Origin of the sequence: Sodalis sp. RH22, from assembly GCF_047324165.1 — a bacterium.
In the GTDB taxonomy this organism is placed as follows: domain Bacteria; phylum Pseudomonadota; class Gammaproteobacteria; order Enterobacterales; family Enterobacteriaceae; genus Acerihabitans.
In genome coordinates, this window is the sequence record NZ_CP178731.1 from 3,443,497 (window position 1) to 3,464,581 (window position 21,085).

General features: G+C 51.1%; 15 protein-coding genes and 4 pseudogenes. 8 read left to right on the forward strand and 11 right to left on the reverse strand.

Annotated features, from left to right (window positions below; genetic code table 11):
- Positions 1 to 57: 57 nt before the first annotated feature.
- Positions 58 to 4,644, reverse strand: coding sequence for a hypothetical protein (locus ACL2XN_RS15670; RefSeq protein ID WP_413729029.1), 4,587 nt, complete (start codon positions 4,642 to 4,644; stop codon positions 58 to 60).
- A 188-nt stretch (positions 4,645 to 4,832) separates the two neighbouring features.
- On the opposite strand from ACL2XN_RS15670, the gene ACL2XN_RS15675 reads away from it, so the two are divergent.
- A complete protein-coding gene (locus ACL2XN_RS15675; RefSeq protein ID WP_413729030.1) occupies positions 4,833 to 5,009 on the forward strand; it encodes a hypothetical protein in 177 nt (58 codons plus the stop codon).
- A 636-nt stretch (positions 5,010 to 5,645) separates the two neighbouring features.
- Here ACL2XN_RS15675 and ACL2XN_RS15680 read toward each other — a convergent pair.
- The 4 genes from ACL2XN_RS15680 to ACL2XN_RS15695 all read right to left on the reverse strand — a co-directional run bounded on the left by ACL2XN_RS15680 (position 5,646) and on the right by ACL2XN_RS15695 (position 9,437).
- Positions 5,646 to 7,505, reverse strand: coding sequence for a glycoside hydrolase family 15 protein (locus ACL2XN_RS15680; protein WP_413729031.1), 1,860 nt, complete (start codon positions 7,503 to 7,505; stop codon positions 5,646 to 5,648).
- Positions 7,506 to 8,134: 629 nt separating this feature from the next.
- Positions 8,135 to 8,356 (reverse strand): CopG family transcriptional regulator, encoded by a 222-nt coding sequence (locus tag ACL2XN_RS15685; RefSeq protein WP_413729032.1) that lies wholly within the window; start codon positions 8,354 to 8,356, stop codon positions 8,135 to 8,137.
- A 449-nt stretch (positions 8,357 to 8,805) separates the two neighbouring features.
- Complete coding sequence (locus tag ACL2XN_RS15690; RefSeq protein ID WP_413729033.1) at positions 8,806 to 9,099, reverse strand: hypothetical protein; 294 nt, start codon at positions 9,097 to 9,099, stop codon at positions 8,806 to 8,808.
- A 182-nt stretch (positions 9,100 to 9,281) separates the two neighbouring features.
- Positions 9,282 to 9,437, reverse strand: a complete 156-nt coding sequence (locus tag ACL2XN_RS15695; RefSeq protein ID WP_413729034.1) for a hypothetical protein — start codon at positions 9,435 to 9,437, stop codon at positions 9,282 to 9,284.
- A gap of 159 nt (positions 9,438 to 9,596) precedes the next feature.
- On the opposite strand from ACL2XN_RS15695, the gene ACL2XN_RS15700 reads away from it, so the two are divergent.
- Positions 9,597 to 10,049 (forward strand): acyltransferase, encoded by a 453-nt coding sequence (locus ACL2XN_RS15700; RefSeq protein WP_413729035.1) that lies wholly within the window; start codon positions 9,597 to 9,599, stop codon positions 10,047 to 10,049.
- A 91-nt stretch (positions 10,050 to 10,140) separates the two neighbouring features.
- Positions 10,141 to 10,299, forward strand: a pseudogene (locus tag ACL2XN_RS15705) (transposase domain-containing protein); the annotation flags it as partial.
- A gap of 123 nt (positions 10,300 to 10,422) precedes the next feature.
- Here the strand turns inward: ACL2XN_RS15705 and ACL2XN_RS15710 are convergent.
- On the reverse strand, positions 10,423 to 13,941 hold the full coding sequence (locus tag ACL2XN_RS15710) for an AAA domain-containing protein (RefSeq protein WP_413729036.1): 3,519 nt from the start codon (positions 13,939 to 13,941) through the stop codon (positions 10,423 to 10,425).
- Between the two features lie 614 nt (positions 13,942 to 14,555).
- Between ACL2XN_RS15710 and ACL2XN_RS15715 the strand changes: the two are divergent.
- Both ACL2XN_RS15715 and ACL2XN_RS15720 read left to right on the forward strand, forming a co-directional pair.
- Positions 14,556 to 14,723: pseudogene (locus tag ACL2XN_RS15715) on the forward strand (Fic family protein); the annotation flags it as partial.
- Positions 14,724 to 14,735: 12 nt separating this feature from the next.
- Positions 14,736 to 15,389 (forward strand): hypothetical protein, encoded by a 654-nt coding sequence (locus ACL2XN_RS15720; RefSeq protein WP_413729037.1) that lies wholly within the window; start codon positions 14,736 to 14,738, stop codon positions 15,387 to 15,389.
- Between the two features lie 540 nt (positions 15,390 to 15,929).
- On the opposite strand, the gene ACL2XN_RS15725 is transcribed toward ACL2XN_RS15720, so the two are convergent.
- Positions 15,930 to 16,151, reverse strand: a complete 222-nt coding sequence (locus ACL2XN_RS15725; protein WP_413729038.1) for a ribbon-helix-helix protein, CopG family — start codon at positions 16,149 to 16,151, stop codon at positions 15,930 to 15,932.
- Between the two features lie 280 nt (positions 16,152 to 16,431).
- Between ACL2XN_RS15725 and ACL2XN_RS15730 the strand changes: the two genes are divergently transcribed.
- Complete coding sequence (locus tag ACL2XN_RS15730; RefSeq protein ID WP_413730983.1) at positions 16,432 to 17,049, forward strand: class I SAM-dependent methyltransferase; 618 nt, start codon at positions 16,432 to 16,434, stop codon at positions 17,047 to 17,049.
- Positions 17,050 to 17,635: 586 nt separating this feature from the next.
- Here ACL2XN_RS15730 and ACL2XN_RS15735 read toward each other — a convergent pair.
- Positions 17,636 to 18,109 carry a hypothetical protein gene (locus ACL2XN_RS15735; RefSeq protein WP_413729039.1) on the reverse strand — a complete coding sequence of 158 codons (474 nt, stop codon included), beginning with the start codon at positions 18,107 to 18,109 and terminating at the stop codon, positions 17,636 to 17,638.
- A 403-nt stretch (positions 18,110 to 18,512) separates the two neighbouring features.
- On the opposite strand from ACL2XN_RS15735, the gene ACL2XN_RS15740 reads away from it, so the two are divergent.
- Positions 18,513 to 18,683, forward strand: a complete 171-nt coding sequence (locus ACL2XN_RS15740; RefSeq protein ID WP_413729040.1) for a hypothetical protein — start codon at positions 18,513 to 18,515, stop codon at positions 18,681 to 18,683.
- Here ACL2XN_RS15740 and ACL2XN_RS15745 read toward each other — a convergent pair.
- The 3 genes and pseudogenes from ACL2XN_RS15745 to ACL2XN_RS15755 all read right to left on the reverse strand — a co-directional run.
- Positions 18,662 to 18,754: pseudogene (locus ACL2XN_RS15745) on the reverse strand (zincin-like metallopeptidase domain-containing protein); the annotation flags it as partial. The gene ACL2XN_RS15740 and the pseudogene ACL2XN_RS15745 overlap by 22 nt on opposite strands.
- Before the next feature lie 161 nt (positions 18,755 to 18,915).
- Positions 18,916 to 19,239, reverse strand: coding sequence for a helix-turn-helix domain-containing protein (locus ACL2XN_RS15750; protein WP_413729041.1), 324 nt, complete (start codon positions 19,237 to 19,239; stop codon positions 18,916 to 18,918).
- A pseudogene (locus tag ACL2XN_RS15755) lies at positions 19,223 to 19,583 on the reverse strand (type II toxin-antitoxin system RelE/ParE family toxin). The gene ACL2XN_RS15750 and the pseudogene ACL2XN_RS15755 overlap by 17 nt, the downstream one beginning before the upstream one ends.
- A 394-nt stretch (positions 19,584 to 19,977) precedes the next feature.
- Between ACL2XN_RS15755 and ACL2XN_RS15760 the strand changes: the two are divergent.
- Positions 19,978 to 21,069: a hypothetical protein gene (locus ACL2XN_RS15760; protein ID WP_413729042.1), complete on the forward strand. Its 1,092-nt coding sequence runs from the start codon at positions 19,978 to 19,980 to the stop codon at positions 21,067 to 21,069.
- The last annotated feature ends 16 nt before the right edge of the window (positions 21,070 to 21,085 follow it).

A 21,085-nucleotide genomic window follows, 5' to 3' on the forward strand; every position in this document is an offset into this window, starting at 1 on the left:
CGCCAGGCCATGGGCCACGCCGGGAAGTTTGAGCCGGAATGATACGAACGAACCTGTCTATAATTCCGCCAGGGAGATCTCTGAAACAGCGTAGGTCCCATTGCCCTGATGGTCTGCCCGGAAATCACCCACATCGTGGAACACCAGCAATTGGTCAAAAGCATTGTTAAATTTCATCACCATCTGTTTTGGTTTGGGCAGAACCGTATCCGTCAGGATGAACCGGCCCATCGGCAGCCGCGCATAACCAAGCGAAAAAACGCCTCCGGTCTCCTCGCCGCCGCCAATACGGAATATTTCAATATAACCATCGGCAAAACCTACCGCCACCAGCGCGTTCAGGGCTGAGAACGCGGCGCTCACCATTCTGCCCAATCCAATGCCCTCGCAGAATAAGGGCTGGCTGCGTGGCAATAGGTGTTGTTTATTGTTGGTCGTATCATGTAACAGGATTTCATGGTCGGCCATATTCACATCGCGCTTAACAAAACCAAGAAAACGCTGGTCGGGGGACACAAAATCCGGCTGGAAACCCTCAGGCGTCGCCCAGCGTGGATGGTCGTCTTCCAAAAAAGACCAGTGCTTTTCCCATGGTGCGTATAAATCGCCCTGGTTTGTAACCCACAACGCCCGGCCGGGGACAAAGATACCCGTCAGCAAGGCTTCTTCGAAGAATTCTTTATCCTGTCCCGCCGACGGACTGCCCATAAACGGCAGATGATAATATAAAGCCCGGATCCTGCCTTGTGTGCGCTCGGTAACCAATACGACGATATCGCCGTCCGGTGAAACGATAATATCGTCGACGGGATGGTGGCTGGCTTGCCGATATAGCCGGGTTTTAACGCCGTCGGGCGTCTGCGCCCAGATCTGGTTATCCCCGTCCACCCAGAAAATGGGCTGCTGTGTCTCCGCCAGGATGAATTTGGTCACTATTGTCGGCTGATTGCCGCCCGGGGCCGGAAACCAGCGACGGTATCCCGTTTCCGATGCCAATGGCGTCAGCGCTATTCCTTTCTGCTCGAAAATAACTTCATGGGCCGCGTCTTCGTTAATGAGGGTTGCTCTGCAATCGGGGCCTTGGGTTATCAATAACGGCGGGAAAAAGTGCCATGGATGATCAGCGATGAAAGCCAATTGCCTGCTTGACCACGGGTTGCCTTGCGAACGGTCGCGCTGGCAGGCCGCCACCACATTAACCAATGTGGCCCAGAGCGCCAAAGGCGGGTATTCCGCCGTCCACTCCGCCGGCAGGGTTTTATCCATTTTAAAGGTACGCAGCGCACTGCTTGAGGCGTGCAGGATCTCGTCTCGCCGCAGCGGATCAAGACGCAGCAGCAACGCCACCTGCCGTAAGCGGGTACGAAGCGGATGCCCCTGGGCCAACGCCGCGTCCTGAGTCGCGTTTTCCCTGCGGCAAAGCGCCGCCAGGGAGGGAAACCTGCTTTTTGCATATGTCCGTGCGGCGAGTTTCTCAAACCGCGAGAGCGAGCCTGCGTCATGACCGGGCGCGGGAGGTCGGTCGCTTATGTCAATGATATCGAAGCAGCCCGTAAATAATTCATAACGCAGGGTCCAGTAACTATTAACGGACCCCGCCTCACCCTCGTCCAGGGACAGTGTGTGATAAACCCCGTTAAACGGCGCGATATGTAAAAACCGCCCGCCGAGATTAAGGAACATTTTATTGCCGTAGCGGAAGGCGCCGTTCACCAAAGGCGGCAACAGGATATTAATATAAGGCTCCTGGGTGGCCTGGGGATGATCGGCAATTTTCCGGCGCAATAATTCACCGATATGGTGGGCATTGAGCGGTTCGCACGGCGAGGCAAAAACGAAATCGCCCTTACCAACCTGATATGCCACCCGGAACACCGGCGCGTTAGCCTGCGCCGGGTGGCACATCAGGAAGGTGGCGGCGTTTTTTTCGGGCAATAATAAATAGCGCGCATCGCCTATCTGCACGTCCAGGTGCGTTTCGTCATGGATCAGGGCGTTAAAACCCGTGGATTCATCTTCATTGAGCGTATAGTTAGTCAATAACTGATGCCAGTCCAAAACCCGCGGCAGAGCGGCTTCGCGCTTTTTTTGATGCCGCATTGGCGTGAAACGCAGCGAGAATGTCCGGTCGTTATCGCCCGTGTGGATCATGGCAATGGCTTCGCCGCTTCGGCGGACGCGCACCTGCGCATCATCGAGATTATCCGCCGGCATCAGGGTGCCATTGTCCCTGGAGAAAGCCCAGCGTCTGCCGTTGATCTCAAACATCACCCATGTCTTGTCGGCTATATCCAGAATATGGAGCGGATGCACAACCAACAAATAAATAGGCGTGCTGCTGGAAAGCGGCCAAAAAAGCTGCACCTCTGTTGCAGGAGGTATTTCGGCATTTTTTTCAATCCTGAAATCCGGCAGGCTATATTCGGCCAGATTACACACGGCACTACCCGTTTCCAGACAATAGTATTTCTTATAAATACCGAACTGGCTTTGCAGATCCATTTGGACAAACAGCAGCTTGCCGTCGGGGGTACGCTCACCGGTCTCAACCGCCACTATGCTGCTGTTTTGTACTTTCGCCACAGGATAGATGACGCCCTTGATGGCCACGGTTAAAGGGACCCTGCCCTCGGCGCCAAAGACTATTTTTGCATCCTGTACGTGGATTGCGGGCACAAATTTCGGCAGTCCGCTGGTCACTTTTGCAATATTGGATCGCCACGCCACCACCCCGACGGTCGTCCTGCCAAGGAGGGCCAGATACAGGCCTTTAGTCAATATACTCAGCGATCGGGCGGCGGCAAAACCAGGGTCGACACTTTTCAGTATGCCTTTTCCCACGGTATCCATAAATGGCCATAATTGGGCGTGGGTAGCCTCGATACCCCCGGCGAGTTGTATCCTTGTCGGCACTATATTCCTGAAGACTTCTTGTCCCGAGGCGCTGAATACCGGCCCGCTCAAGGTCCTGGCGGCGCCAATCGCCGCGCTCCTGAACAACCCCAGACCGGCCCTGACGCCGGTAAACACCAGCGGCAAGCCCACCAGAGCGCCGTCCATCAGGCATGAGGTAAAGGCATCCTGGGCTTGTCCGGCGTGCAGGGCGTTGGCACAACCATAGAAAGGGATGATAAGCCCCGGCAACGATGCCATAAGCTGATGAAAACCAGACTTCTCCTCTTCGTACCCCATTTCATGGATTTTGAGCCGGTAAAGCTGGTAATGGAAATCGGCATAACGCTCCAGAAACAGGGACAATGTTTCATTCGGCTCTTTTGAGATGCCGGTATTATTTAATGGCAGAAGGGTAAATTCGTGCTGCGAGACCCGCTCCGGGAGCGGCCAGTCCGCCATAAACGGCATCAGGGTGCCAAGATGCGGATCATTAACCGCAATCTTGCGCAGCAGATAGCCCATATCTGTGATCCGAAGTGCAAATAGCCGGCGATCGCTCCCCTGACCGCCCTGGAAAAAAAACGTATCCGGTTTACTAAGATAATGAATAGGCTTATTTGAATAAAACATATCCTGTATGGTCCGGCGCTGAGTCAGCCGCGGGGCCACCCATTTAATTTCCGCTCCTTGCAGAAACCGCTCATCATCCGCTTGTAGATTATCATCAAGAACATCACTGGGCATAAATACCGCTTCCAGCAGCGCCGTGTCCAGGGCGCGGATTTTCATCGCGAACCGGTCCACCTCCCGACGATAAAAAGTATCCAGATTCGGGATCGACGCACCGTTAGCCACGCATTGCCGGGCCGTGGACGATCTCATTAACTGCCCGACAGGGTCCGGAGCATGCGATGGGGGGTCATGTCTATCCAGATTGTCATAGCCCATAATGAGAGCTTGCGCGCTGCCGCAGTGCTGCTTGAGTAATTCCTCCGCCGCCGACTTGCGCGAACGCCATACGGGCCGTTGAAAATTGATTTTGTAATAGCTAAAACTGTCATAAAGATGTTGCGCGGTGAGATGCCGCTTTTCCAGATCGGCCTTAAACCAGGCAAACACTTCATCCAAGCTGCCCTCGGCCATTATCTGCCCAATGCTCAGCTCAGGGCGGGCGCGCAAATAATACAACACCAATCCCAGATACATTGTCGATTCCGCGCTTGTGGCCAGCAAGCCATGCCAGGATGTACTGACCAGGCCAATACCTAATTCAATCAGGGATGACAGGGATGACGATATAAGGTTATCCGGGTTATCAAGCACAATTGCCCGGGCGCCGAAATGCAATAATGTCCAGGTCAGGCTGCCGACCCACAAATTATCGAGATCAAGGATGGCAGTCTGATTTTGCGCCATCCATGCCGGCTGGTCCTTGACGTGAAAATAGCTTTTCAGATACAGCGTCGGAATTTCCATTGCCTCGTACTTTTCCTGCCACAACCATTTATTCCGCACATAACTTTCTGACAACGGCCATGTTTCCACCAGGGCGGCAAACGCCTGGTGGGTGATGCTGCGATTAGCATCAAATAATTTCGCTATGCGCAGAGCGATATTGTCTTCCCTGAAAATAAGCTGGCAAAGCAGTTGTCCTATCAGTCCCTTTTGCTGTAAAGGCCTGAGTGTCTCTCCCCTGCGTTCTCCATAGAGCTGACTGCCGTACAACGTCAGCCGGGCAACATCAGGCATAAGCTCCGGATGCCGATCGATGCTGTCGATAATTATTATGGCCAGATGTTTATCATCCGTGAAGTCGGGATTAATTCCGACGCCTATATTTTTATTAAGGTATGTGGCAAGGCGATAATTTCTTTCGGCGGCGTAATCGTGCAGGGCTGGCAAAGCCTCGCGTTTTATCCTTCGCTCCGGAGGGAGGAATGGCCGTGGGAAAGAAGAAGACATTGCCGGTGGTTTTACCTGATGTTGCTGTGCTACTTTTAAGGAGGACACCAGCAAAAGACCATAGAGGATGCGCTCGAAAATATTTTGGGGCTGATTTAGCGTGGCTATTTGGCGAGGCTTATCATCAAGCTGCCGGCTGCTTTCTTGTTTGAGAACGTGCGCCCTATGGAAAAGTTCTTCTCCGCTAAGAATAGCATTATTTCGCTGCGGGGCATGGTGGTATAGGTACCCGGCAGTTAAATTATTATTTAATTTGTTATGGCCTTTCTTTTCATAGTCAGGGTACGCCTGCGGCGGCCATAGCGATGGAAAAATAGTGTTCATTTTATTTCCCCCAATGATGATAATGGATATTTTAAAGATATTTTTATATAGCACTCGCGTTGTTAACCCAAAATACACACCGGGCTATTGTAAACACTAATAACATATATTTAATATATAAATTACCTTACAGAATTCACGATTAAAAAATTGATTAATATACAATAGCTAAATTAATATCTTATTAAAGAAGAAATCATATAAATTACTCACAAATAAAAACCTTCATCAGCAATAAACGTTTTCAAAAGCGACATTGACGGCGGGAATGATAAAAACCCGCCGCATTCCTTTTTTGATTTTTTATTGGATTGTCAGCAGCCGGCGCGCCTGAAGCCTTTGTAAAGGCAACCTTGGCCCAGGTTCCCTTCCCGAAGGACGCTGCCGGCGCTATTATTATCGCAGCCGCCCGGCCATCACGGGCGCCATCACTCCGCTCCGGACAAGGATTTATCTCTGAACACCTACGCCTTATCCGCGGGCGGCGATCGGGTCAGGGCCTGCCCTTGCCCGGTAGCGCCCCCGGCCAGTCCTTTTGCCGCGCAGATCAGCGCCAGATGGCTCAAGCCCTGCGGCATATTGCCGCGCCAGGTCTGGGTTTTAGTATCAAACATCTCATTGAAGATCTGCACATTCCCCGTCTGGCAAAGCGTCGCTAAAATCTCTTCCATGGCGTTATCCGCCGCCGCCTGGCGCCCCATATTCGCCAGCGCTTCCACCAGCCAAAAGGCGCAGGCGACAAATGCGCTTTCCTCTTTGTCCATGCCGGAGTAGCGATAAACCAGCGGGCCGCCCTCGCCAAGTTCCCGCTGGATAACGCCAAGCGTGGAGAGCATGCGTGCCGGATTGACCTTGCTGCCATAATAGTGGGTCAGCGCGATGGCCGCGTCCAGCCTGTCGCTGCCGGCGTAGAAGGTGTAAGCATGGCGCTGTTCAGACCAGCAGTGCCGCTCAATCCAGGCGCTGATGCGGTCGCGCTCCCGTTGCCAGCGCCCTTTCCAGGTCGGTTCGATATGGCCCGCGTCCGCCAGGGCGACAGCCTGGTCCAATGCCAGCCAGCAGGCCATCTTTGAATGCGTATAATGCTGTTTTTCCGGCAGTTCCCAGATACCGCTGTCCTGTTCGCGCCAGCTGTCGGCGCAGCGGTTGGCGAGATGGCCCAACAGCCGCGACGTTGAGAGATCCAGGATATGACCGGCATCGATAAAGAGGCGCGCGGTAGCCAGCATATCGCCATACATGCTGAGCTGGACCTGGTCGCTGGCATTATTGCCGGACCGCACCGGCTGGGTGCCCCGGTACCCTTTCAGCGGCAGGAAACGCTCCTCGGGCACCAGCCCGCCCTCAAGGGTATAGCAGGCGCGCAGTACGCCATCATGGCGGATAATGGTATTGGTCAGCCAGGAGAAGGCCGCTTTGCAATCCTCCAGCGCGCCAAGATAAACAAACGCCTTGATGATCAGGCAGGCGTCGCGTACCCAGGCATAGCGGTAATCGTAATTTTTCCCACCGCCCAGCCCTTCCGGCAGCGAAGCGGTGGCCGCAGCGGCCAGCGCGCCGGTGGGCGCATACCACAGGAACTTCAGGGCCAGCGCTGAACGCTTAACGTGATCGGTATAAGGGCCATCCCAGGTAAGATTATCCGCCCAGTCGCGCCAGGCGCGATCGCTGGTCTCGATACGCTGGTCAATCTTCGCCAGCGGCGGCACCGCCAGCGGCTCCCGTTCCGTGGTCACCAGCGCCACCAGCGAGCGGGACTCGGGGCGGGTAATAAAAAAGCCGCTTACCCCTTCATCGTCGCTGCCGGTAAGGGTGATATCGTCGGAAAAACGCAGCATCGCCATCAGATCGCCAAGATGAAACACCGGTATGCCCTGCGCGTCATCCAGCCAGGGCGACTGCGTTTCGGCGCGCGTACCCAGCTTTAATCGCAGCAGCATGCGCACCGTCCCTTCCAGCCCCTCGACGCGCCGCGCCAGTTCGTTCCACGGCAGGCGGCCCGCCAAGGTACTGTTCAGCGATTCCGTTATCCGCACGCTGCCGCTTGCCGTCTCGTAATGGGTTTCCAGCACATTGCTGTCCCGGCGGTAACCGCGCCGCATACGCCAGGCCCCCTCCGGAACCAGCTGAAAATACCCGCCGATACCGGCATCAAGTATGCGGTCGAACAGCGGCGGTGAATCGATATTGGGCGCGCACCACCAGTCAATGGCGCCGTCCGGGGCGATCAGCGCCACGGAACGGCCCTCGCCAATCGCGGCATAGTCGCCCAACTCGGCGTACCCCTGTTCCCGGGCGGGCGAGATAAAGGTTTTGTTCTTCACAACTGGCTGATTCCTGGCTCATCAATGAACGCCGGCGGCCGCGGCGTGGGATACGATTAAGCGTAGTACAACCGTGATCATTGTCACAGGCTTCAGCATTCCAACACCCGGCGCGCTGCCGGCGCCCGGGAATAAACCCCTGATCCCCTAGCCAGGAGTTAATGGGCGGGATGCCACAAGTGGCAGTGGTACTAAAAACCGGAGGGGCTAAACAACTATCGGTGCTGTAATAACACAACGCCTATCAGTGGCTTACCAAGTAGTTGAACGCCTCGCCGTATCGGCCCGGCGCAGGGTCTCGGTCGTGGCTGGCAACGGACGGCGCATATGGATATCAAGGATTTTACGCCGGCTGTGGGCCATGCAGCCGACCTCGCGGATACAAACATGATCGAAGCGGGATATAGCCACATTTGTACTATTGTCAGTAAGTTGATGTTGATTGAATCCTGTACTTATGTTGACTGGGAAAGCGTGTAAAGCCTTGCGGCGACTGAATTTCAAGCATAAATAAGCCACCCGCGGATGACCTGTAACGCTGAATGTATAACTGGTCAAACCAGATTGCGAGGCTCTGTTCAACGCCATTTTAAAACTGATATCTATATCAAACGTAGCCCATCAAACACTCATTTCCATTCCTGGCGGATCTGGCTTTCAAAGAAAATCCCGTCAGTATTGCTTTTAGCCCATAGGCCAAACGCATTATTATTACTACCGGTGCAATTATCTGCAAGGTAGCCGGACAAGGCTTGCCTGATTAACCCTGCCCGGGAGAGAGGGCGAATAGCGGCCAGATTATCCCATTGCCGCAGATCTTCGTCAGATAAATCGATCGCGATGCGGGTCATCAGCACCCTCTCCCGGATGATTCCTTATGTGTATCATGATCGATCACAATAGTGCTCCGAACCACTTATTTAATTACCATCATCAACGGCTGACCGATGACATAGGCAATACCTTTCATCATGTACTGATATAAAGAAAAGATAACACCCAGGAATCTAAACAAGCTAATTAATGTAATTAGATTAAAATATAAAATGAAAAAATTAAGTTGCTGCATGATTAAAATCATACTTTTAATTTACCGAAAAATATTATGCTGTCTAGCCTATATAAAAAAAAGCCCCCGGGGGCATGCTTGCGCAGAGGTCGCACCGGGGGTCTACAAGCATGATATTAACCTTTCACTGTTGTTTAATCAACAGGGTGGCATAACATAGAGAAGAAGCAGAAAGCATCCAGCAAAAGACTTCCCAGATTGAATGTAAGCAATCAAATCGTTGATAAAGGCTTAATTAAGCGCTTTATGTTTTTTTAAAAATTCGTCTATAGACATGCCATTGATGGTCGGCGGTGCGCCGGGCATGAAAGGCGTAGGTCCCATAGGAACCGTTGGCATAGTTACAGCCACGGGGCCGTGTTTCACCGCTCCTTGCACCACATTTTGCACGGCGGCACAACCGGCCCCCACCATTGCCCCGACGGGGCCGCCGGACACCGCGCCGAACGTCGCGCCCCAAGCCATGTCGCTACCTATACCACGCGCTACTTCAGCATTATCCGGTCCTGCATTGACATTATTCATTTTTTCCCCTTTTGCAAAGATAATAAAGAAATAACACGATAAGCATGATAATTATCGTGAGTGATGATGCAGAGAGGTACGATAACATACCGTCTTGAGTGATATTATCAATACTTAGGTTATCGGGCGCGAGCAATATCACAAAATTGGCCAGAAAAGAATAACATATGCCTTTGTAAATACTATTTCGGCTCAGGCCATGATTGCTCACCGTAAAATACATCGCTATTAGGACATAGGTTAGCGGCATATATATTTGCATTAACATTATTATCATTCCATATAGCATTTTTAGCATTAAAATATAACAAATCTGGATGTTGCTCATCCAACTTCATATCGCAATCAGTTATTTTTCATTTACGCCAATAATAATTGTGATAAGAGTTATAAATTAATTCTGCTGGACACAGTATATTTCCATTGACCCATGTTGACATCTCCAACCTCAGTGGGTCTTTTTACATTGGCGGCAACAAATAAACTATGGATGGGTTATGAAAATTATCAGTTGTGACATACGAGACGTGACTACCGGAGATAACGTCAAAGTGATGATACCGTCGAACATTTATGAATGTGAGCTTCATGATGATGTTTTTATCGGCCCCTTCGTTGAGATTCAGAAAGGATGTGTCATTGGGCGCGGCAGCCGTGTGCAGTCACACACGTTCATTTGTGAGAACGTGTCATTGGGGGAGAACTGTTTTATTGGGCATAATGTCACATTCGCCAATGATTTATTCAGGTATGGTGCGCCAGACCCAAATCCAGCAAGTTGGATTAAAATCAGCCTTGGCGATAATGTCACCATCGGCAGCGGTGCGACGATATTAACCGATTTCATTTGCAGCGGGTCGGTGATAGGGGCTGGGGGGGTTGTGGTCAATCCCGTGACGGTGAAAGGGATTTATGCCGGCAACCCAGCCCGATTGATTAGAACGTTGTAAAAGGCTCGGCCCTTTTTAACAGTCCCATAGGCCCGAGTTCTACTAAAGATAAATTTGAGAATAGGGCAACTCGGCGTAAAACAGCGACGTCGATCGGGCGGCGTTAATGTATATGCTGATCGGCAGTTGCAAACTGAACGGCGTGGGGCCGGAAGCGTATCTGCGCCATGTGCTGGAAATTATCGCGGATCATCCCATCAATAAAATCACAGATCCCCTGCCGTGGAACCTCAAAATCCCTACTGAATAAGCGTCAATACGGCCCAGAGTTGACGCTGTGAGTACCGGCATCCACCACCGCTAAAACGTACAGTCAGAGCTCATGCAACATATTCAAGGTGCTCACTCCATATCTAAAGGACTCGCACTCGCCTTACAACTGGCGCTGCTCCAGGCTGGTATAAATCGTGTTGATTTCACCTTTTAAGCTCTCGCCGCGATAAACCATCGACGTATCGTACCGTTGATACTTCTCTTCTCTCGTGGCGCTGAACCAGTTAAACGACCCTACGCACAGTAGTCCCTCGTCCCCAATCACAATTTTACTGTGGACGCGCTCAACTAGCTTCGTAGTGATACCCATCTCGTTCAACTTTTCCAATGCTACGTGAAGACGCTGTTGCTTCTCTTTACGCTTTTCATAATCGGCGTGTTCGGTATTGTAATATCTGTCTGTCACCACCGTGATATTAATGCCGCGCGAGCACGCCTTAATCATCGATGTCAGAAAGCCGGTTTGTTCCAGCTTTTGCCAGGTCAACCAAGGGGAAACAATGGTAATACTCTTCCCGATAGTGTCAAAAGCCTGGTTCAAAAACGCATCATGCTGCTCCACCCCGTGCAGGGTAGAGACCTGCGTTTGTGCTGCGCTTAAATCTTTGCGCTCCTGAAACTCAAACTGCAATGCGTTGCTGTCTGAGGCGAACACGTATTTTGCCAGCAATCCTCGTGGCGAAGAACCGGGCTGGATCTCAAACAAATCCATATCGCCGAAGACCAGAAAGCTGTCCTTAGCGCGGGAGACGGCGACATTCAGCATGCTGCTGTCGCTGTCGATAAACCCGCCATCCTCATGTTTGGAATAGACCGGGGAGAAGAGCACAATCGCTCTTTCCGCCCCCTGCAGGGAGTGCACCGTGCCGACCGTCAGGGAATCTTCATCACCGTTACAGTTAATGTCAAGCTTACGCAACGCCGCTTTGATGGCGTTGACCTGCGCCGAAAATGGCGTAACGACCCCCACCACTTTATGCAGCGGTTTGTCGTAATGACGCTCGATTTCCTCTTTGTGCGACGCCAGCCAGGCCGCTATCGTCCCGGCCTCAAAGGCGTTGTAGCGGCTGCCACCGTTTGTCTGCTGACCCAGACCATCTATATGCAGATAACCCATCGCCGGAAGAAGCGTCTCTTTTTGTGCGCCCCGTTTCGGCTGTAATTTGCCGTGGTAGCAGAGCGCGTTACAGTAGCCAATGATGTTATCGAAGCAGCGTCGGTGCTCGTACAGGTACATCCCGCGGACCAGATCCAGATCGTACTGATAGCGCGAATTAAATTGCGCGACCTTCATGACGCTGCCCGACGCCGCGCTTTTACCTGAATCACACATCAGCGCATAGGCATCCGTCAGCTCTTCCTGAGTGCCGCCGGGGAGGATGTTCTCCTCCACCATATTGCCCATATCAATACCGGGCAAACTGTTCCAGATAGGCGCGATTTGTTCCGTATCGCCAATCACTAACGCTTTTTTCGCCAGCGCGAAGGAGGCTGCCGCCACCTCCGGGAGCACCTGCCCCGCTTCATCGACGATTAGCAGATCAGCAAGATTATAAAAATAGCTTTTATCAAATGGCTTTCCCTTACCTGCAAATTCACTGGTTTTCATATGGTAAGGCAGCATATAACAGGTCATCACCACACAGGGGGTGAGCTTCATTCTGCGCTGCCAGCGAGCCTTAACTGTTTTCGCGCCGTTTCGGCCTTTTTCTTTTTGAAGATTATCAATAGCGGCCATATCCATCAGCCAGCGACCTTCCCAGTAGTGGGTCGCCAGCAGGAACGCCGGAAAGCGAATCTGCGTATCAGCAAGCTCATCAGCTCCGGCCAGGCCCAGCTCTTCTTCGCCTGAATGTCCCAATGCCCCGGTCAGTTGGCGCCAATGCTTGACGGCCGCGCTTTCGCGCCGGGAAACGTCCTGTGCAAGATCGATTTGTTGCTGATACTCACCCTGCTCTTTTTGCGTTTGCGCAATCAAACCGTCGATATACGCGTCAATACCTTCCGGCGCAATTCCCTGGAACCCGGCCATTCGTGTGCCAAACGTAGTGTCCAGGAAGAGGTTAATTTGATAATGGCGCTTAGTACGAACTGCGGGGATCCATGAAAAGAACGCATACATCATCGACTCACCCGCGCGATATTGCTGCCACTGCTTTTTGCCCAGTGTTAAAAGCGCAATTTCATTCGTGCGGTCGAGCAATAACGTACTTTTGTCCTGAATGTACTGGTCAAGATCTTCGCTGATAGCGCTCCGTTCCTGGCGGATGCGGCTCAGGCTGTACCATGCTGAATCGATTTGCTTGAGCTGCGCGGACTGCTCGGTTAAACGCTCATGCAGGAGATCCACGACGCGTTCGGGCGAACTGCATTCCTCCGACGGAAACGCCACCCTTGCCCTTGCAAGATAGAAGGCCTGCGCATCTTCAACATACTCCAGGGATTCAACACGGTTAAAAAAGTCATCCGTCTGGTATTTTTTCACAGCCTCGGCCTTACGGCCCGAAGACGGGAAGTACGCGCCATAGCTTTTCAGCTCAGGCAGCCAGCGCCCGGCCATTGCTCCGGTGCCAATGGCAAAATCTTTACCGAACGCTTCAATGATGTTGGTCACTGCCTGGTTATTGGTTGATGTGGCAATCACCACCGGCGGTTCGGTTTTATTGAGAGCAGCTCTTGCCCATTCAGTAGCAATGATAGAGAGAACCAGAGTGGTTTTTCCGGTTCCCGGCGGGCCGTTGACGGCGAGGATATCACCCTGCTTTTGGGTGAGATAATGGCTCAGGGCGTCTCGCTGCGCCACAGCCAGTGGGAACTCGTCCCCGGAATGCCCCAGACGCTCGCTGAACTTTGCATTGGCGGCAAGGAGAAGTTCTACGGGGGGCATTTCCGTCGAGGCAAAGCGCGCCAGTAACGGAACCTCTTTTTTACACATCAGCAGATGATCATACAGAGGAAGGATATGGAGGCTGGCCCCGCTGGGCTGGTTCGCTTTGATAATGTAGCCATACCCTGCCGGTTCGTATTGCTCGTGTGTGGCGATCCATTTTCCGGCCACGCTTTCCAGGAGATTATTTGTCTCAGTCAGGTACCTTTGCCACTGCTGCTGATGCTTTTCATAACGCTTAACCCGCTGCTCGTCATTTTCCTCGCGGCGTTGCTGTTCGTCATCCTCGCCAAAAGTGGTCGAATTATGCGTGGTTTTGTATCTGTCATATTGCGCCATCTCGCCAATGGAGAAGGTGCCTTTGGGAAGCGGTTCGAGCAGGTCACGAGGGATAGTGGCAGGTGCAGTGGGGAACAAAAAGCCTTCACGGTTCAGGAGAGCGGAAGTCACCAGCGGTGTGGCGATACCTGGCGCACCTGCCGTTCGCTCTTTACCATGCTTTAGCTGGCGGATCCAAGCTTTTGGTCGTAACAATACCTCGACGGTTTTTACCGTGTCGCTTTCACCCTCAAAGAATGCGTTAATAACTTCTTCATCCAGCCGTCCCGTGGAGATGTCCATCCACCGGGTGAATTTATCCGCGTCTTTACGCTCAAATGCCCCTTTACCAGACTCGGCGTCTGCTAAGGAGTTACGCCAGTATGATGTGAACCCCTGAGTATTCTTGTCCATTCCCCGTCCCTGACTTAACAAAAATTATTGATTTCATTGATATAAACGCAGCACATTGTTAAGCATTCCACGATGCGAACACGATCGCAATAGTTTGTTTGTGTTGGGAAGGAATTGAGCATGACTGGGTTTACTTATGGCGACAGGCATTCAAAATTTTTTATTATTCAGCTTGTGTTTACTATTACGCGATTAATAAATAGAGGTGTTATTTAACACGATTTGGGTATGTAGAATGCCCCCATAACCGCCAGGATCCGGCACATTATTGATGGAATGGTCCGCAATTGTCGCCTGCACAGGGCGCAGGTACGCTTCCGGCGTTGCCTCATTTAGTTTATAGACTGTTTTGTCTTCGACCCAATGCGTTTTGTATGCTGGAAAATGGTTATAGATCAATCCAGATGGCGCACGTAAAACATCTTAGAATATGTCGATAAAAATGATTTTTTTAAATATACGGCCCGAACGTATTTACAATATCGACATGTCTCGGCCATGTGTCGATGAAATTTTTTTTTAAACATATGGCCGGGATAGGATTATGGTATCGACACGTTTTAGCCATGTGTCGATAAAACACGATTTTTTAAACATGATGGCGTGATATGTTTTTTGAGTACATCCACCCGTTCCCGGACGGGAACAGGTGAACGAGTCGTATCCTGAATATCCTGTACCTGATTCAGTCTGGGTTGCTTTCGCTGCCTATACTGTATTTGTCCCGCCCCAACCTGGAGAGGCGTGATGATTACCACACATTCCTGCGCGGGGTGACAGAATAAGGGATTTTAATGTTCCGAAAATCGATTCTGATGACTTTACTTCTGCTGACGACGTCGGTATTCCTGCTGACAGGATGCCCCCCAGGATCGGATATAACACAGTGGCAGCGGCCTGATACGGATATCGACGGCCTGCGCGCCGCGATGGATAAATGCGGCGTGCAACTCCCCGGCGCCGATATCCCCAAAACGGATAATGAGTCAGTTCTGTATTACCAATGCATGGAGAATATGGGGTTTACCCGTAAAGACGGATTCAAAATTTGCAGCGTTCGTGTTTACCATGATACACCAGCCTGCCTCCAGCAAAAGCAGGGGCACCCCTTGAGCCAGAGCCAGCTGGAAGCGCTGCCTTTTGTCGCAGACAGCGGGTTTCATCCGATTAAGCAGGATTCCGGCGTGAGCAAGTTTTCCTTGATTACTTGGCGTAAAGTGGGGGCCTCGCTGCATTTTTCTCATGAAGTTGAAAACGACAAACAAGCACTGGCGGTGATGTATCAATGCGGTTATCCGCAACCTTTGGGCTCGGCGCCTTACGTGCCCACGCTGCGCAAAGCCGCTAATGTTCAGCGATGCATGCTGGATAAAGGTTTCGAGCCGAAAAACAAACTCGATCTCGTATGTCGCAATTACCCGCAAGTCACGGGCTGTCAAAAAACATAGCGCGTCTCCCTGAACTTACCCCGAAGAAGCTGTATAGACACTGTCGGCACCTCTCCCAGTGTAAACATACACCCAGGGCCGTATTGACCGTTATTCCGCAGGGATGTGAGGTTCCATGGCAGGAGCGCGTTGATTTTGTTTGTTGCAAACGGGAAGCCGCATCCATGGACCGGATATTAATGGATGAAAAACGGCCAGTATGGAAGAATGAGAACTCGACACGGAAGGAAACATGGATATATTTCTTTATATAAAAGAAGATTATGAACTTGCAGAAGAATATGGACAGAAAAAGCCACCCTTGGGTGACCTGATTATGTACTAATGGGAAGGCCGAAATCGAACACCAAATAATTATTTAATTTTAGTAAGTTAGAAAGCCTTTCTATCGAAGCCCCCAAAAAGGCCCCCAATTTGTTAAGATGGGGCGGAGCCGACATATTTTTACGCTGAATCCAGCACTAGTCAAACCAGATTGCGAGGACTTTTTCAGCGCCATTTTAAAACTGATAGCGATGTCAAACGAAGCCCATCGAACACTCATTCCCAGTCATGATTGCGGACCTGACTTTCATAGAGGATGCCGTCAGTGTTGCTATTAGCCCATAGGCCAAACGCATCATTACTATCAGCACGATTATCTGCAAGATAGCCAGACAAGGCTTGCCTGATTAACTCTGGCCGGGAGAGATGGCGTATAGCGGCCAGATTATCCCATTGCCGGAGATCTTCTTCAGGTAAATCGATCGCGATGCGTGTCATCAACGTCCTCTCCCGGATGAATATTGATAGGTATATCATCGATCAAAATAGTGCTTCCCTCCACTAATTTCATTAGCATCAAAGCAAGCTGACGTAACCGACGACAAAGGAGACTTGTATCATGACTGCGTCGCACAACGATTTATCCCGGCAAAATGTGTACGATGACCCTGATTTTTTCGAAGGATATAAAATATTACGCCAGAATGACTCCGGCCTGAACGGCGCGCTGGAGCTGCCCGCGATCCGCGCGTTACTGCCGGAACTGAGCTACTTGAACGTGCTCGATCTTGGCAGCGGCTTTGGCGATTTTGCGCGATACGCCCGCGCCAAGGGCGCCGCCCATGTCACGGGAATTGAACTGTCAACGCGTATGCTGGCTGAGGCGCAACGCCTGACGGATGATCCGGGCATTACCTTTCAGCCTATTTCGATGGAGGATTTTGCGGCTGATGACAATATCTATGATCTGGTGGTGTCGTCATTAGCCTTGCATTACGTCGAGGATTACACGGGAATATGCCGCAAGGTTTATAAGGCGCTAAAACCCGGTGGCTATTTTATTTTCAGCGTTGAACATCCGGTTTGTACCGCCTGGCCGGTGGGGTGGATCACCACTGAAACCGGCGAACATTGGCCGCTGGATAATTATCACGATCAGTCGATACGCCATACGAAATGGTTTATAAACGACGTTATTAAATACCATCGCACAACTGAAAACTATGTGAATACCCTGCTGAATAGTGGATTTACCCTGCGCGCGTTGTCTGAGCCGCAGCCGACAGAAGAAGCCCTGGCACAACGGCCTGAATTAATGAAGCACTGCCGCCGGCCACCGTTTTTAATACTTAAAGCGCAAAAGTCGCTGTCGGCACCCGTGCTCAATGTGGGTTGACCGCTATTTTCCGCGTCTGCAGTGAATACTCTCCCCTTGCTTACCGTCCTAAATAAACAGTGGTGATCTGGGTACGCTCATGCCCGGTAAATAATTTTGAGTAACTGCCACCGTATTAAAGATGATCGCTCGGGCAGATACTCACTCTGCGCCAAGAAGTGCTTGATGCCACCGCCCAAGAACTTTGCCCGTGACAGCATGCAAAACGCACTCACCTGCTGATATTGGCTATTTTATAAGCAACATGTATTTACTCCGTTGTGAGGGGTTGCTGGATTCCAATTCATATGTTTATAAAAACCGTTTTCATCGACATATAGTCATACTATGTCGATGTTATAAACATGTCACGCCATCATGTTTAAAAAATCGTGATTTATCGACAGATTGCCGGGGCATGTCGATATCGTAAACAGGTTCGGGCCGTATATTTAAAAAATCATTTTTATCGACATATCCGGCCTTAACAACTGGCGGGGATAAAATTTATAATTGAATTCAACTTAATAGAGAGCTGAATGTTCCCGAGTCGGGCACTATGATGTAAAGAAACCAGCCTGACGGCTGGTTTCTGCCTTCAAGGTATTCAGTTTTCCTTAACCATATCCAGTTCCTCGATAAATTTCACCCCGTCATCAGTACGTATCCAGCGTGGCGCACGCAGTTCATCAGCGAAATACACCACCAAATCAAACAGCAGCCCGGCCAGAACCGGCTCCATCTCCGGCGATAATTTACGCTCCGCCAACAACCGCGCCAGCGCCTGGCCGTACCCGCAGAACAGATCGGCATCGGGTTCAAAGCGAGGGGAGGTCATGGGCAGGTCATCCACGGTCAGACTTTCAATCAGATGAGATGGGATGGCATCGTCCAACGTGGGTCGCAACTGCGCCAGGCAACGGTCAAGCCGTGCGCAGAGCGCCTGGCGCTGCTCCGGGTCGTCGCTTTGCAGCAAAGCGTCGGCCAGGTTTTCACAATGGCCGGCCAGAACGGTAAAATCGGTGGTTGAATCGAACGGGATGGCAAGTAACGTGTGAGTTCGAGTGGGGATCGTAGCCATTAGGCAGCCTCCAGTATGTTATGTCTTAAACCACCACAGCGTAGAGACCAATCTAGCGGGTGATGGACTGAACGGAGTTGGTCTTACCGGCCATACTGGACACCGGCGCACCTTGCGGTGCCCCCGTCCAGCCCACCATTGAAGTGGAAGACAATCAATCATCGCTCCCAAGGGCCGGACATACAACATAAAAAAAGACGCAGGCGCGTCATATGTCGCCAGTATGAATCTCGGGAGACCAATCCCGACGCCTGATTTTGCAGGCGCAGCTAAAAGATACCGTTAACGGTAATGAACCGCAAGGGATTTCGAAGGGAGAATGCATGCTGATAAATTAATTTAAATATTATTTATCAAATAATTATGTAATTAAGAGATAACCTAATCTCGCTCCTTGAAAGTAATGAGCAGCAAAAAGTCTCAACATGAAGACACCGAGACTACTGTTTTTTCAATGCTGAAGGGTGGAGCATTATCTACAGCATTCAGCGAGACATTTTTTATGCCGCTGAAGGGGCTTGGTTGTTCGGTGCTCGCTTTGGCTGCGCTCCGCTTCAGCCATGACGCGATGTAGATCTCATGCTGAACCTCTCCGACAATCCCCAGATCCGCAATCAGAAATGAGCTTCCCAGCTCGGCATTGAGGCGGGAGGATCATGCCTCAGTGAGGACATGCCTCTCCCGCCCACCGAACCGGACGTGATGTAGTAGAGTAGAGCGCCCGTGAGTTACTGTCTGTAATAGCACTTTTCCGGACGCTTACCGACAATCTCTATTGAGATGGTTTCTAAGTCTGTCCGACACAATCAAACCAACACCTTCAAACCATGTTTCTGCACCACGGTAAGCAGCTTCAGCGATGACCCGCTAGGGCGTTTTATGCCGCTTTCCCATTTCTGCACCGTCGAAACACTGGTGTTCAGGTAGCGGGCGAAAACCGGCTGGCTGACGTTCAGCTTCTCACGCAACGCCTTAATCTCAAGGGGTTGAAGCTTGTCCACGCTGTTGAGGCACTCTTTGTCAAAGTTGCGCATCGTTTCCTGTGGGATAGCATCGACGCTGAATAATCCAGAAGCCGCGCTGTGGATGGCTTCAAATGCAGGACTCTTGAATTTACTTTTTGCGGTCATGGCAAATCTCCACCCGTTCTTTACTCTTAATGAGTGCCGTAATTTTTTTCATCGGCAAGGGCGGCATAGTGCTTCGCCAACTCACGGAATCCGGCCAGTTCTCGATTATCAATGTTCGCCATATCCTGCTTGGCATACAGAAACGTGTAATACCAATGCTGTGCACCTTTCGCCAGTATGATGGCGCGATCGCGATTCTGGTTCAGCCGCTTCTTATAAACGCCGCCGCCCAGATCGTCAGCTTTCCCTTGCATTACCGCCTCAATAGCCTGACATAATTCGCTATCCTTGATGGCGTGGGATTTAGCCGCCTTAGTGAACCATTTGGTTTTGAATACATGCATCAGGTCGACATCCTGTAACCTTAACTATAGCACTAAGTGCTAGATTACTCTCTTTTCTGGCAGAGTCAAAGCACTTGAAACCTGCAAAACTTTGTCTTATTTCTGACCACGAAGCCCTGCTGTCGATGACAGCCACCAATGTTTCCAGTAGCGGGATGTTACGAGTGACCTGTGAGAAACGCCGTAAGATAGTATGACTTTCCGTGAGACAGGTGCTGGCCTGGCGTGAAGTATTTAACGCGGGTTAACATTACTGTCAGAGCCGCATGGGTGAGGCCAGTCCCGAGGCCTTTGAACGGGCCTCATCGTGAGGACAGGAAATGTCCACGGTTTTGGGGGCAGTCCATTAGTGTCCAGACTGGCTGACACACTCGGTGTAAAAGACTCTGCTGATGTGAAAGCGAAGCTGAAAACCATGAAGGGATCAGATATCGCAGAACTGATGATGAAAGCGATGCAACCAACTCCTGAACAGGTGGAGATGGCCCAGCACAATATCCTTGCTGCTCGTGGTCGCATGTACAACGCTGAAAAATATGCGATGGATAAAAATTTCCGTGGTTTCAGCTCACACCTTTCAACTCTGTATGACTCCCTTGCCAGTTCCCTGAACAACTCAGGTGGACTGTTTGAACGTGGCGGTCAGGCTATCGGCTGGTTCATCGAACGTCTGAACGATATCACCAAAACTCTCGACAACATCGGGATGAACGTTGACGGGTATCTGACCCTGTTCGAAGATAAGTGGGATAAGTTTTATAGCACTCTGTCACCATCGACACAGAAAGCCCTCGATCTCGTTAAAGACCAGCTCGATACCTTCTTTGATTGGCTCCTTGTTACCACTACGGCTGCACTCGGTCTGGGTGGCCTGAGACTTGGTGGACGTCTGCTCGGTGTGGGTCGTGCTGCTGGTGGCACTGCTGAGGCTGCTGCTGAAGGTGGCGCAACTTCTGTGATGGGTAGTACCTCAGGTAAGGCGTTCGGGATTGCGGCCGCTGCATACATTGGCGTTGAACTTGGTAACCTGATTTTTGACAAATGGATTCCAGAGTTCCAGAAGTTCGCCCATGAAAAATTTGGATGGGGTGGGGTAACTGGTACTAAAACGACACACGGTGGCAACGCGATTAAAGATTCATGGGTCGATAAAGGCTGGACATGGCTCGATAACATGTATGCCCGCCTCAAGTCTGCACCTGTGCCTAACAACGGTGTACCGTTACTTTCGCCAAACATGCTTCAGGATCGGGCAGCATTGTCAGCCCAGAAGCCTATCCAGTTTGCACCTTTGAGAATCGAAGTAATCTCGAATGGGCAGCTAAATGTCGCCCTTCCAGACGGAACGATCCAGCGTGTGGCTCTGGACACAATCAATCAGCAACATGAACTTCAGATGATGTCTGCAAATGGCCTTGCTGGTAGTTGGCAATCACCTGGTAACAATGCTGGATGGAACCCTTCTTTACTTAAAAAACCTCAATAAATTTGACCCCGTCCAG

What these genes read in the sequence shown, in the direction of transcription:
- ACL2XN_RS15670 (WP_413729029.1), bottom strand. Translation starts at nt 4,644, where the DNA reads ATGCCTGATGTTGCCCGGCTGACGTTGTACGGCAGTCAGCTCTATGGA.
- ACL2XN_RS15675 (WP_413729030.1), top strand. Translation starts at nt 4,833, where the DNA reads ATGGCCGTGGGAAAGAAGAAGACATTGCCGGTGGTTTTACCTGATGTT.
- ACL2XN_RS15685 (WP_413729032.1), bottom strand. Translation starts at nt 8,356, where the DNA reads ATGACCCGCATCGCGATCGATTTATCTGACGAAGATCTGCGGCAATGG.
- ACL2XN_RS15690 (WP_413729033.1), bottom strand. Translation starts at nt 9,099, where the DNA reads ATGAATAATGTCAATGCAGGACCGGATAATGCTGAAGTAGCGCGTGGT.
- ACL2XN_RS15695 (WP_413729034.1), bottom strand. Translation starts at nt 9,437, where the DNA reads ATGAAGTTGGATGAGCAACATCCAGATTTGTTATATTTTAATGCTAAA.
- ACL2XN_RS15700 (WP_413729035.1), top strand. Translation starts at nt 9,597, where the DNA reads ATGAAAATTATCAGTTGTGACATACGAGACGTGACTACCGGAGATAAC.
- ACL2XN_RS15710 (WP_413729036.1), bottom strand. Translation starts at nt 13,941, where the DNA reads ATGGACAAGAATACTCAGGGGTTCACATCATACTGGCGTAACTCCTTA.
- ACL2XN_RS15720 (WP_413729037.1), top strand. Translation starts at nt 14,736, where the DNA reads ATGTTCCGAAAATCGATTCTGATGACTTTACTTCTGCTGACGACGTCG.
- ACL2XN_RS15725 (WP_413729038.1), bottom strand. Translation starts at nt 16,151, where the DNA reads ATGACACGCATCGCGATCGATTTACCTGAAGAAGATCTCCGGCAATGG.
- ACL2XN_RS15735 (WP_413729039.1), bottom strand. Translation starts at nt 18,109, where the DNA reads ATGGCTACGATCCCCACTCGAACTCACACGTTACTTGCCATCCCGTTC.
- ACL2XN_RS15740 (WP_413729040.1), top strand. Translation starts at nt 18,513, where the DNA reads ATGAGCAGCAAAAAGTCTCAACATGAAGACACCGAGACTACTGTTTTT.
- ACL2XN_RS15750 (WP_413729041.1), bottom strand. Translation starts at nt 19,239, where the DNA reads ATGACCGCAAAAAGTAAATTCAAGAGTCCTGCATTTGAAGCCATCCAC.